The organism is Acidovorax sp. (genome assembly GCF_016783915.1).
Classification (GTDB): Bacteria; Pseudomonadota; Gammaproteobacteria; order Burkholderiales; family Burkholderiaceae_C; genus Acidovorax.
Genome location: NZ_JADHVT010000006.1, coordinates 30944 through 42746, shown reverse-complemented (window position 1 = coordinate 42746; position 11803 = coordinate 30944). Strand labels below are relative to the sequence as shown.

Sequence of the window (11803 nt, the reverse complement as noted above, 5' to 3'; positions counted from 1 at the left end):
TCATCACTGCTGGCCCTTGCTGACCTGAACCCTTTATTCCTGCGCGCGGACCTATGCTGCAGTCCCTGGCGCATCTGTTCCGCCGACGCTGGCAACGCATTGCAGTCACGCTGATACCGCTGGTTTTTGCGTTGCTGCACGTGGCCGACGTGCTCCACCTGCAGGTGTTGGAGCGACTGGACAACATCATCTACGACACCCGCTTGCGGGTGACCATGCCGCGAACGCTGGATGAACGGATCGTCATCGTCGATATCGACGAGAAGAGCCTGGGCCGCGTGGGGCAATGGCCCTGGCGCAGGGACAAGATGGCCGCGCTGGTACGCGAACTGTTTGAGCGCCAGCAAGCGTCGGTGTTGGGGTTTGACGTTCTGTTCGCCGAGGCCGATGAAAGTTCGGGCCTCTCCACTTTGCAACAACTGGCGCAGGGCCCTCTGCGCGGCCAGCCGGCCTTCAAGGAACAACTGGAACGCCTGGCGCCATCGCTGGACTATGACACCCTTTTTGCGCAGGCCCTGCACGGGCAACCGGTGGTGTTGGGTTACTACCTTTCGGGCGAAGACCGCGACGGCATTACGAAAGGAATGTTGCCAGACCCCGCCCTACCGCTGGATCGCTTGCGAGGATTGCCCCTTGGGGCGACTACGTGGCGTGGGTACAGCAGCAACATCGAGGCCTTGACGCGCGCGGCACCGGCTGCAGGGTTCTTCAATTCGATCACGGACGAGGATGGGGTCGTGCGCTCCCTACCCCTGTTGGCCGAGTACCAGGGCCAGTATTACGAATCGCTGGCGTTGGCCATGTTTCGCACCGCTATCGGTCTGCCCGAGATTCATCCGGGCTTTGTGAACCCGATGCCATCCGGGACGCACGATTTGCTCCAGAGCATCGTGTTGCGCCAGGATGGTCGCACGTTGGCGCTCCCTGTAGACCAGCAGCTGGCTACTCTCATTCCCTACCGCGGGCCGGGTGATGCCAAGGGTGGTTCCTTTCGGTACATCTCGGCGTCGGATGTTCTGGACGGTGCGCTGCCACCGGGCCAACTCAAGGACCAATTGGTGCTGGTTGGCTCGACAGCACCTGGCTTGTTGGATTTGCGCGTGACTCCGGTGGGCAGAGCATACCCAGGCGTTGAGGCACACGCCAACGTGTTGTCGGCATTCCTGGATGGCAAGAGCATTGTTCGGCCCGACTATGCCGCCGGGTTCGATGTGCTGCAGCTCCTTTGCGCAGGGTTGTTGCTGGCGGTGGCGTTACCGCTCTTGTCGGCATCGTCTGCGATCTTGCTGAGCGCTGGCGTGGTTTCTGCGCTCGTGGGGTTGAACCTGTGGATGTACATCGCGCAGGGTTTGGCGTTGCCGCTGGCTACGGCAGTTGTGATGGCTATGCTGGCCTTTGCCCTCAACATGGCATACGGTTATTTTGTGGAGAGCCGCTCCAAGCGCGAACTCGCAGCGCTGTTCAGCGCCTATGTGCCGCCAGAGCTCGTGGCAGAGATGGTCAAGCAGCCTGAGCACTACAGCATGCAGGCCACCAACCGGGAGCTGACGGTGATGTTCTGCGATATGCGCGGCTTCACTGCCATGTCCGAACGGATGGAGCCGTTGCAATTGCAAGGCCTGCTGAATGAGGTGTTCAGCAAACTCACCCACATCATCCGCAGCCACCGGGGCACGATTGACAAATACATGGGCGACTGCGTCATGGCCTTTTGGGGGGCTCCCGTGGCCACGCCAGACCATGCGCAGTTGGCGGTGACTGCGGCCCTGGAAATGTCCCAGGCGATTGGACAAATCAATGCCAACCATCGCCAGCGTGGCCTGCCCGAGATTGGGGTGGGCATTGGGCTCAATACCGGCGTCATGTGTGTGGGTGACATGGGCTCTGATATCCGTCGCAGCTACACGGTTATCGGCGATGCGGTCAACCTTGGCTCCCGCCTGGAGGGGCTATCCAAGCACTACGGCACTCCCATCGTGGTGAGTGAGTCCGCCATGCAGCTGGCACCTCAGTTTGTGTGGCAAGCGATGGACCGTGTACGCGTCAAAGGCAAGGCACAGGCCGTTCCCATTTACCAGCCACTCGTACCCCAAGTTGAACTATCCGCTGGACTCTCCGAAGAACTGTTGGTATGGGAGGGTTTTCTACGTGCCTACGCAGCCCAGGAATGGGCACAATGCGACAAACTGATGGTGCAGTTGAGAGGTCTCAGACCTCACTGCATTCTGTACGAGTTATATGCAGCACGGGTCGAAGGCCTGCGTGGGTTACCTTTCAACCCAGACTGGGACAGCGCCACCAATTTCGACACCAAGTAGAAAGCTTCACATGAAGGTTCGCGTGCTGGGATGCTCCGGTGCCATTGCCAAGGACTGTCGCACCACATCGTTCTTGATTGGCGACAGCATCTTGCTCGATGCAGGCACTGGCGTGGGCGACCTCAAGCTGGAAGAGATGGGCAAGATTGACCATGTGTTGCTGACCCATTCCCACCTGGACCATATCGCCGCTCTACCTCTGATGCTCGACGCGGTGTCGTCCCTGCGCCGTCGCCCGGTTCAGGTGCACGCACTGGCTGCCACCATCGCGGCGTTGCAGACGCATGTGTTCAACAACGTCATCTGGCCGGATTTCAGCGCCATACCATCCGCTGCATCCCCATTTTTGCAATACCAGACCTTCGTGTCCGGTGATGTGCTGAGCATTGCAGGAACACAGATCGAGGTTCTGCCCGCCCATCACACCGTGCCTGCCGTGGGGTTTGCGGTGCGAGGTGATTCAGGTTGGTGGGTGTTCAGTGGGGATACCGAACGCAACCCTTCGTTCTGGAAACGCGTCAATGCACTTCCGGTAGCTTGCCTAGTAATCGAAACCGCCTTCAGTAACCGCGAACGTGATCTGGCTCACCGCAGCCTTCACCTGTCGCCCGAGACCCTGGCGCAGGAACTGGCGCTCATCCCGGGAACTCACCGATACCCCATCTACATCACCCATACCAAGCCGTCGGAGACCTCGCTCATCATGGACGAGATCAAACAGCTCGACTGCACTACAAGCACCCATCACAGCGTGAATGACATCCGTTGGTTGACTGCGGGGCAGACGATGCAGGTGTGAGGCGCTTGCGCTTTGTGGTGACAATACTGGGCGACAAAAATGTAAGTTCGAGAGTGATCCGAGGCGGTTTGTCGTGCCAACTTGGGTGTCCGTGGTTGGTCCCGGTGGGTGGGTTTGTTAACAATGCTGCAAGCAGAGTCTTTTGGGAAACGTTGTTCGAAAAGTTCTTGACTTTTGATGTTGTAGTCGGGGCGAGGACAGGCACTTGGCCTGTTCATAGGGATCAGTAGCGGTTTGAGCTGATGATTGCCCGCCACTAGTAAGCAGGCACGGCGTTTGCATAACTACTCAGCATTTGCAACTTTTCCTAGGAGTTCTTCATGAAGCGTTCTATCCAAAAGGGTTTTACCCTGATCGAATTGATGATCGTTGTTGCGATCATCGGTATTTTGGCCGCCGTGGCTCTGCCTGCCTACCAAGACTACACTATCCGCGCTAAGGTGTCGGAAGCTATCTTGGCTGGTTCCGCTTGCCGCACTAGCATCACTGAAACCATTCAAACCATTTCCAGCTCGGTGCTGCCTGCTGCCAATACTTGGGGCTGCGAACAAAATACCGCCCAAACTGCTGCCAGCGCTCCAACCAAATACGTTCTGTCTATCCTTACGACCGATACTGGCGCTGTTACCATCACGACGACTGCTGAAGCTAGCCTGAAGGAAGCCGCTAGCACGAAGATCGTCATGACGCCCTACGTGAGCGACACCGTGGCAATCGCCAACACCGATATCAACAAAGTCGTCTTCAAATGGAAGTGCGGCCCTGCGGCTACAACTGGCATGCCAGCCAAGTACCTGCCAGGCTCTTGCCGCGGCTAATATTCTGTCTCTGCTTGACTAGCAGAAGACCTGATTAAAACGGTGCGCTTAATGGCGCACCGTTTTTTTTTAATTTCACTTTTTGAGAATGAGGAATCTGGTGAAAGAGAAATTGATGCTGTGGGTGGCTTCGGTATTGTGTCTAAGCTTTCTGATACCCAACCACTATTCACCTTGGCTCAGTTTTCACCAAGAATTGGCAGCTGCAATAGCCTTTGCTCCTTTGCTGGCCTGGGCGTGCACTAGGCTTGCACCATTTCCCAAAATGGCGATGGGAGCAGCTGTATTAGCTCTGGTCCCCCTCTTACAGCTTGCAAGTGGGCAGCTCTATTTCGCAACCGATGGATGGATGTCCAGCCTTTATCTGCTAGGGTTTGCCCTGGCCATTTACTCAGGTGCTTTGTGCTCTCAGTCACACACATTCAACGGTGCGCCAAATCAATCAGGAAACACCCACATCGCGCGTGATCTGAGTGCCAATGAGGTACTGTGGGTTGCGCTACTAATGGCGGCGTTGTGCTCGGCGGGGCTGGCTTTTCACCAATGGCTCATGCCAAGCTACCAAGGAATCTATATCGCAGAAATCCCTCCGCAAAGCCGCCCCTTTGCCAATCTGGCCCAACCGAATCAGTTGGCTACCTTGCTGCTCCTTGGTATTTCGGGCCTTTTACTTTTATGGGAAACCCGCCGACTGCGCTTGCCTTTCGCAATGGCGGTCGCGTTCCTACTTTTGTGGGCCTTGGTGATGACGGGGTCAAGGACGGTTTTTATGGCTCTCCTTTGGCTGCTGCCAGCATATGCATTGATGCGGCGCCGATGCACGCTACGAACAACACCAGCGGCGCTAACGGCGGGTGTCGCGTTTTATTTCTTCATGACATGGCTCTGGCCATTACTGAGCGACTGGCTGCTCCTTGATTCAGGCAATAACACGGCGCTTGAACGAATGGGCACGATCGGAATTCGGAAGGTATTTTGGCTCTCCATGTTGGATGCCATCGATCGGGCTCCGTGGATTGGCTACGGGTGGGGGCAAGTCAGCATTGCGCAAGTGGCGGTCACACTCGACCACAGAGCCACATATGCGTTGTTCGAAAGTGCCCACAATCTGTTTATTGACCTTGCGCTTTGGAATGGACTACCGATAGCGCTATTGGTTTTGGCCGGAATCGGGGCTTGGTTCTTGGACCAAGCGCGCCGTTGCAACAATGCAATGAGATGGGCCACACTGGTTGGAGTGGCGATGGTCTTCAACCACGCGATGGTGGAGTACCCCTTGAACTATGCTTACTTTTTATTGCCCGTTGGATTTTTTATTGGCGCACTGTCCTATTCTAAAAATCCATCAACGCAACTAACGAAATTCGCTGCAAGCCCAAAAGCGATGAAATTAGGACTTTTGGTTGTAGGTAGCTTGATGTCCGTATTAACAATTTTAGTGGTTATCGAGTATTTTCCAATAGAGGAAGACTGGCGCCTGATGCGGTTTCAGGAGGCTCGTATTGGGGATCTTGGAGTCGAAGAACCCAAGCCGCCAGCGCTGGTTCTTGATGGTCTTCAACAATTCTTGCGCGTCTCACGCAGCCAGGCGGAACCGGGCATGTCAGTCGATGAGCTAGACACAATGCGTCGCATTTCGGAGCGATTTGCCTACGCGGCCCCGATGTTCAAGTATGCGCTGGCTCAAGCGCTCAACCATCAACCAGAAAATGCCCTGACAACGCTACGAAAAATGTGCTCCATGCAAGCCGAGAGCGTGTGCCTCCGCGCAAAAAACCATTGGGAAGAGCTTGGCAGGAATGAGCACCCAGAATTGGCAAATCTGCCTTTCCCAAGCTACAGTATAAGTCGCTGAGTGAGAGTTTATATCCCCCGCCCCAGTGAAGTCACCTTTTGAGCGAAGGCATCGACTGCGTAGGGGTCGCTAAAAAGACGAGCGCGGCGTGTACTGATTTGTTGTCTCACGCTATCTCGGCGTGCGCTACTTGCACATAGATTTTCAACCAGCGCTGCGTAATCACTCATCGAATTGGCAATCCACTCATCAAGTCCAAGTTGCCGCAAGATACCGCTTGCAAATCTGCCTCGCATAAACTGCCCATCCCATGCCACAATGGGAGTACACCGCTCGATGGCCTGCATTGCAGTGTTAAACCCGGAAAAACCGACAGTGTCAAGATAAACATCAGCGCGATCCAGTAAGGCAAAAAAGTTTGCCTGCGATAGCCAAGGGATAAACCGCACATGGGTATAAAAACTCAGGCCAGCTTCCTCAAATTTTTTACGGAGACGCGCTTCGAGCAAAGCCGACAGAGGCTCAGGCTTCGCGCGAAAGAAAACCAGCTTGCAGGGCTGGCAACGTTTCGCGATATCGATCCATAATTCATCGCTTTGCGGAGAGTATTTGAAAGGCGTACCGGCGCACAGTAAAATTCGATCAGCGCTGCCAATACCCCATTGCGTTAAGTCAATTGGGGTAGGTTTCAGCGCGAATGGGTGATAGCAGCACCCAATGCCAGGCAACTCGAAAAGTTCCTCGGTGTAATTTGCATCAGCATCTTGTGGCTCTAGAGCCTTGGCGCTGACAAAAACATCCATAGTCGGCAAACCGGTGGTAATAGGGTGCCCCCAACTGGCAAGTTGTACTGGCGCCAATCGCAAGGAGGCTAATCGCACAGTCGTTGAATCCATGCCAATCTCTGGATACGCCAAGACATCGATACGGGCGTCTGAAATCACCTTGGCCCATGCCACCCAATCCCCCTCAGCATAATAAAAACGAGTGGCTCTTCGCGCTGCCAATTCCGTCTGAGCGTCCCGTCCAGTTCCCGTATGAAAAATATGAATCTCAAACCGAGTGGGATCGAGATGCTCCACCCATCCTCGCACAATGGCACGCCAGACAGAATGCTCATGAATATGTGCCGACACAATACCAATTTTGCATTTTGAGCCAGTACTCCGAACAGGTGTGGGCACCCCCACTTTGCGTGCCCACACCCCCATGAGAGATGTGCACAATTCGCCATACTGTGACAATACCGCACGGTGATCTTGCGGAATGTAAGCAAGGTAGTAGGGTTGCTGGGCACCAACAGCCTTGTAGGCATCAGTCGGACGATGGACCCGAAACCAGGCTTTTAATTTGTCCAGCTCTTTCCCAAACGCACCTACAGCATTATTTTGTTCCTCATCAGACTGCGGTACAGCGGGTAACTGGGCCATGGCATGGCCCCATCTGGCCTGCACGTAGTTGGCATTGATCCGAAGGGCTGCCTGGTAGGCTTTTCGTGCTGTCGCTGCATCGCCAAGCCCCATGGATGCATTGCCCAGCCAATATTGCGCATCTGCCTGCTTGGGATTTGTGCTCAGCGTGCTTTGAAGCCAGTGGCTAGCCTCTTCCCACATTCTCTGATTCACACGGATCATTGCCAAATTGAACGCAGCCTCGTGGATATCCGGCTTTAGTCGCAAAGCGTGTTCAAGATACCTGACAGCCTCCTCATTGCGACCCCGATCTTTCAAGAGACTACCCAGATTGACCAGAGCATCTACATAGTCAGGACGAGATGAAACAGCGTAGCGATAATGCTTTTCTGCCGGATCCAGTTCTCCACGAACACGAAACAAGTTGCCGAGGTGAAACTGCGCTTCCGCCAAAGAAGGATCGCGGGTCACCGCCGACTGCAATAGTTTCATGCCATCTTCCTCTTGCCCACTGGCAAGCGCTAGTTTGGCGAGATTCAAACTGGCCATCGCGTGACCAGGAGCCGCCTCAAGAGCCCGATGGAATGCAGCGGCAGATGCTTTCTTGCCTCGACCTGAGATCAACAGCGCTTGACCGAGCGCGACATGTATTTCAGCGTTCGAAGGGTGCAACGATGCCGCTCGCTCCAAAACACGCAGACTATCGACCTTGCGCCCCCGCTCCAAGGCGATAAGGCCTTGCACCAGAAGGCCATCGGGATGATCTGGTTCGATTGCCAATTGCGCTAATGTCGCTTGCTCGGCTTCGGCGACCTGTCCCGCCAAGTACAAGGCCCAAGGCCCGATAGGCGCCAGCACAGGTTCGCCCTCGGATGAGATACGCGCCTCCGCTGCGGACAATGAAGCTGCACTTCTGGGGGAAGCCCATTTTTTTTTGAGCCACGCCAGCATCATTTGGGATGCGTCTGCGTCGACGTAAGTGCTACGAGACGAACAACGTCATACGCAAAAGACTTACTGAAGCTTTCAGGGTAACCAGCTGCCAGAAGGCCATCTTGCAGCCGGCCCCCCAACTTAGCCTTTTGATAAATGTTCAATCGATGGTTGTCGACAAGCTGCTGGGCATGGCTCCGGACCTTGTCATCAATACGGGTACGTGCCTTCTCTGCTTGCTTGGATTGCGTGTCCAAATGCTGCGGAGGAAGTCCTTTCACCAACTCTCGCACCACGAGAATTGCAAAGGTATCTACGTCAGAGGTGTTGAAAAAGTTACCAAACATTGAAAATTTGCTCATGCATAACTACAAACTTTACGCAACCCGCGGCCTGAGAAATGTGACCGTGAATGTCAATTCCTGATCTCAGGAAACAGTATGCGCAGGTAGCCGCCCTTCTCTGTGAGATCAAGCCACCCCGAATTTTTGCGTCAAAATTTGCTTTACTACCGGTGACCCTCAAGGCGCAATAAAACTACCCGATTTGCCACCGTGTTTTTCTGCCACGTGCACGCCGTGGATGGACATGCCCCGATCCACGGCCTTGCACATGTCGTAAATGGTAAGGAGCGCTATTTGCACAGCTGTGAGGGCCTCCATCTCGACGCCAGTGGGGCCCACCGTTTCTACGGTTGCAGTGCAAAATATGCCGATAGCGCCTAATCCGCGAGCACTGGCAGCTTCGAATTCAATAGCAACATGGGTCAAGGCGAGAGGGTGACACAGCGGGATCAAGTCGCTCGTTTTTTTGGCCGCCTGGATACCTGCAATGCGTGCGATGCCCAGCACATCGCCCTTTTTGGCGTTTCCTGCTTCAATCAATGCCAGTGTTTCTGGCTGCATTTCAATCCGCCCACTGGCAATGGCAATACGGTGGGTGGCGGATTTCGCGGCCACATCGACCATGTGGGCTTGGCCTTTGGTATCAAAGTGGGTGAGGGCGGACATGAGGTAAAAACGCGGTTAGAGGCAATTGCTCATTGAACATTCATCAGACGGAGACATCATACGGCTATGCAGAAGTGGAGAGGGCGCCTCCGCGCCAGTGGCATTCATCTGGGCGTCAGCCTTTGTATTGCGGCTTTGGCTGCTGTCCTGGTGTTTGGAGTTTGGTACCCGTACCCCTACCGAGAGATTTCTGGGGGGCGGGCGCTTTTTGTCTTAGTGACAGGTGTGGACGTGATCATGGGGCCTCTAATTACTTTGATCATTTTCAACCATACAAAACCCAGGCGTGAGCTTGCCACCGACCTCACCATCGTGGGCTTGCTCCAGGTCGCAGCGTTGAGTTACGGTTTGTGGACCGTGTTTGTGGCAAGGCCCGTACATCTCGTTTTTGAATACTCACGCATGAGCGTTGTTCATGCGATTGACGTGGACGGCGAACTGCTGAGCAAGGCCCCTACTTCATTGCAAAAGCTGCCGATCACAGGTCCAACGACAATCGCATTACGTCCCTTCAAAGACGCGGCAGAGCAGTTTGACTCCACCATGGCAGCTATAGGCGGTGCGCCGCTCTCGGCGCGGGCCGATCTTTGGCAGCCCTATGGAGACAGCACCAGAGATATCTTGACGGTAGCTAAACCGGCCAGCGAATTAATCGCTCGCTTTCCCAATGATTTGGCATTGATCGCTCGCGCCATTGAGCAAACTGGCAGAACCGTCGCCCAATTGCGCACCCTGCCACTGGTTGGTCGCGATAACGCGTGGACCGTGCTACTTGACGAAGCTACTGCCGAGCCTCTGGGATTCCTTCCCCTCGACTCGTTCTGATTTCATTTCCGATGCGTTACCGGTTTACGGCCTCAGTGGAAACGTCGTTGCGTGCCCTATTTCTGATGGCATTTTTGATGTCTACCTCGCCCCAGGCAACGGCTCAAACGGGTCTCCCCACCCTAGGCGACACAAGCGACCTCACCACCAGCGCCGAACGCCGTCTGGGCGACCGCATCATCCGCGAGTTGTACCGTGATCCGGACTACATCGATGACCCTGTCTTGGTCGACTATGTGCAAGGGATATGGCAGCCGCTCCTGGCAGCCGCCAAGGCGCGGGGCGAGCTGAGCGCCGAATTGGACGAGCGCTTTGCATGGGAGATCCTGCTGGGGCGCGACCGGACGGTGAATGCCTTTGCCCTGCCCGGTGGTTATCTGGGGGTGCATCTGGGGCTGATCGGTGTAGTGGCCACACGCGCTGAACTGGCCTCGGTATTGGCCCACGAGTTGAGCCATGTGACCCAGCGCCACATCTCAAGGCTAATCACGCAGCAAAGCAAACAGACCCCATTGCTGCTGGGGGCCATGGTGCTGGGCGCCCTCGCGGCCAGCAAGAACCCTGGCGCCACGCAGGCCTTGGTGGTGGGGGGGCAAGCGTTGGCCATGCAGAATCAGCTCAATTTTTCGCGGGACATGGAGCGTGAGGCGGATCGCATCGGCTACGGGCTGATGGCCCCTGCGGGCTTTGCGCCCCAAGGCTTTGTGAGCATGTTCGAAAAGCTGCAGCAAGCCAATCGGCTCAATGACAATGGATCGTGGCCTTACTTGCGCAGCCACCCGCTGACCACGGAACGCATGGCAGACATGCAGTCGCGCATACCACCGGGCATAACACCTTCGCCTGGAGCCGTCGTACAGGCTTCCAGCGAGCATGCCATCGTGGCAGCACGTGCGCGTGTGCTATCCAACCCCGGGGTGGATACTTTGCGCCAATGGATTGCCGAGCCACGAGGCTCTGGTTTTCAGTCGCAGCCCCTGCCGCGCCGCGCCGCGGCGCTGTATGCGGCGGCGCTGGCTAGCAGCAATTTGCGTGACGCAACGGGCGCGCGCGCCGTGGCTCGCCAACTGGATGATCTTGTGCGGCAGGATCCTGCCGCCCACCGACTGGTGCGCCTGTTGATGGCGGAGATTGAATTGGCAGCCGGTGACGCCTCTGCCGCCCTAGCGTCTATTCCAGATGGCAACGCACACAGACCAGAACTCGTGCTGCGTACACAAGCCCTGTTACGCGCCAACCGACCCGTTGACGCCACGCAGGCGTTGCAGACCTGGGTGGCGACCCACCCCAAGGATTCCACCGTGTGGCAGCTATTGGCGTCTACCTGGCAAACGCAAGGTCAGGGTTTGAGGGCGATACGTGCCGAGGCCGAAGCGCAGGCCGCGCGGTATGACTATGCAGCCGCCGTAGACCGTTTCAAAGCCGGCCAGGATATGGCACGCCGAGGCGGTGCGGCGGTGGACCACATCGAGGCATCAATCATCGACACGCGCCTGCGTGCGATGGAATCACTTCTTCGTGAACAGGCCGCCGAGCGCTGATTCGATCACCAACCCCAGCACCGAATAGATCAGCGAGCCCAGTAGCGCGGCTCCAAAACCCGCGACATGGAAGCCGTCGAGCACGCTGGCCGCTGCCCAGAACATGAGTGCGTTGATGACGAAGAGAAACAGCCCGACCGTGACGATGGTGACGGGCAAGGTGAGTACGACCAGCACGGGCCGCAGCACCACATTGAACAGGCCGATCACGAAAGCCGCAATCAGCGCCGAGGTGAAGCTTTTCACCTCCACACCGCTGTAGATGTAAGCCACAAACAGCAGCGATGCAGCGCTGAGCAGCCATTTCAGAAGAAGTCGCATGGCCGAAGAATAGCACTGGCCTGCTGAGTTG

The 11803-nt window shown here is 56.1% G+C and carries 10 protein-coding genes; 6 read left to right on the top strand and 4 right to left on the bottom strand.

Annotated features, from left to right (window positions below; translation table 11 throughout):
- The first annotated feature begins 53 nt into the window (after nt 1-53).
- The 4 genes from ISS20_RS02695 (at nt 54) to ISS20_RS02680 (ending at nt 5790) form a co-directional block, all read left to right on the top strand.
- A complete protein-coding gene (locus tag ISS20_RS02695; protein ID WP_291433433.1) occupies nt 54-2318 on the top strand; it encodes an adenylate/guanylate cyclase domain-containing protein in 2265 nt (754 codons plus the stop codon).
- Between the two features lie 10 nt (nt 2319-2328).
- Nucleotides 2329-3117, top strand: a complete 789-nt coding sequence (locus ISS20_RS02690; protein WP_291433431.1) for a 3',5'-cyclic-nucleotide phosphodiesterase — start codon at nt 2329-2331, stop codon at nt 3115-3117.
- A gap of 320 nt (nt 3118-3437) precedes the next feature.
- Nucleotides 3438-3935, top strand: coding sequence for a pilin (locus ISS20_RS02685; protein WP_291433429.1), 498 nt, complete (start codon nt 3438-3440; stop codon nt 3933-3935).
- Nucleotides 3936-4035: 100 nt separating this feature from the next.
- The gene (locus tag ISS20_RS02680) at nt 4036-5790 is read left to right on the top strand and encodes an O-antigen ligase family protein (protein WP_291433427.1); all 1755 of its coding nucleotides are present in this window, start codon (nt 4036-4038) and stop codon (nt 5788-5790) included.
- Nucleotides 5791-5798: 8 nt separating this feature from the next.
- Here ISS20_RS02680 and ISS20_RS02675 read toward each other — a convergent pair whose 3' ends face one another.
- The 3 genes from ISS20_RS02675 to moaC form a co-directional block, all read right to left on the bottom strand.
- Complete coding sequence (locus ISS20_RS02675; RefSeq protein WP_291433426.1) at nt 5799-8096, bottom strand: tetratricopeptide repeat protein; 2298 nt, start codon at nt 8094-8096, stop codon at nt 5799-5801.
- Entirely contained in the window at nt 8093-8437 is a 345-nt protein-coding gene (locus tag ISS20_RS02670; protein WP_291433424.1) for a hypothetical protein, read from the bottom strand. The genes ISS20_RS02675 and ISS20_RS02670 overlap by 4 nt, the downstream gene beginning before the upstream one ends.
- Before the next feature lie 159 nt (nt 8438-8596).
- Nucleotides 8597-9085 (bottom strand): cyclic pyranopterin monophosphate synthase MoaC, encoded by a 489-nt coding sequence (gene moaC, locus ISS20_RS02665; RefSeq protein ID WP_291433422.1) that lies wholly within the window; start codon nt 9083-9085, stop codon nt 8597-8599.
- Between the two features lie 66 nt (nt 9086-9151).
- Between moaC and tfpZ the strand changes: the two genes are divergently transcribed.
- Both tfpZ and ISS20_RS02655 read left to right on the top strand, forming a co-directional pair.
- The gene (gene tfpZ, locus ISS20_RS02660; RefSeq protein WP_291433420.1) at nt 9152-9910 is read left to right on the top strand and encodes a TfpX/TfpZ family type IV pilin accessory protein; all 759 of its coding nucleotides are present in this window, start codon (nt 9152-9154) and stop codon (nt 9908-9910) included.
- Nucleotides 9911-9987: 77 nt separating this feature from the next.
- Nucleotides 9988-11451 (top strand): M48 family metalloprotease, encoded by a 1464-nt coding sequence (locus tag ISS20_RS02655; RefSeq protein ID WP_291433418.1) that lies wholly within the window; start codon nt 9988-9990, stop codon nt 11449-11451.
- Here the strand turns inward: ISS20_RS02655 and ISS20_RS02650 are convergent.
- Nucleotides 11419-11772 carry a phage holin family protein gene (locus ISS20_RS02650; RefSeq protein WP_274106834.1) on the bottom strand — a complete coding sequence of 118 codons (354 nt, stop codon included), beginning with the start codon at nt 11770-11772 and terminating at the stop codon, nt 11419-11421. The genes ISS20_RS02655 and ISS20_RS02650 overlap by 33 nt on opposite strands.
- Nucleotides 11773-11803 lie beyond the last annotated feature (31 nt).

Excerpts from the sequence above, each read along its gene's own strand:
- ISS20_RS02695 (WP_291433433.1), top strand. The coding sequence starts at position 54 with ATGCTGCAGTCCCTGGCGCATCTGTTCCGCCGACGCTGGCAACGCATT.
- ISS20_RS02690 (WP_291433431.1), top strand. The coding sequence starts at position 2,329 with ATGAAGGTTCGCGTGCTGGGATGCTCCGGTGCCATTGCCAAGGACTGT.
- ISS20_RS02685 (WP_291433429.1), top strand. The coding sequence starts at position 3,438 with ATGAAGCGTTCTATCCAAAAGGGTTTTACCCTGATCGAATTGATGATC.
- ISS20_RS02675 (WP_291433426.1), bottom strand. The coding sequence starts at position 8,096 with ATGATGCTGGCGTGGCTCAAAAAAAAATGGGCTTCCCCCAGAAGTGCA.
- ISS20_RS02670 (WP_291433424.1), bottom strand. The coding sequence starts at position 8,437 with ATGAGCAAATTTTCAATGTTTGGTAACTTTTTCAACACCTCTGACGTA.
- moaC (WP_291433422.1), bottom strand. The coding sequence starts at position 9,085 with ATGTCCGCCCTCACCCACTTTGATACCAAAGGCCAAGCCCACATGGTC.
- tfpZ (WP_291433420.1), top strand. The coding sequence starts at position 9,152 with ATGCAGAAGTGGAGAGGGCGCCTCCGCGCCAGTGGCATTCATCTGGGC.
- ISS20_RS02655 (WP_291433418.1), top strand. The coding sequence starts at position 9,988 with ATGTCTACCTCGCCCCAGGCAACGGCTCAAACGGGTCTCCCCACCCTA.
- ISS20_RS02650 (WP_274106834.1), bottom strand. The coding sequence starts at position 11,772 with ATGCGACTTCTTCTGAAATGGCTGCTCAGCGCTGCATCGCTGCTGTTT.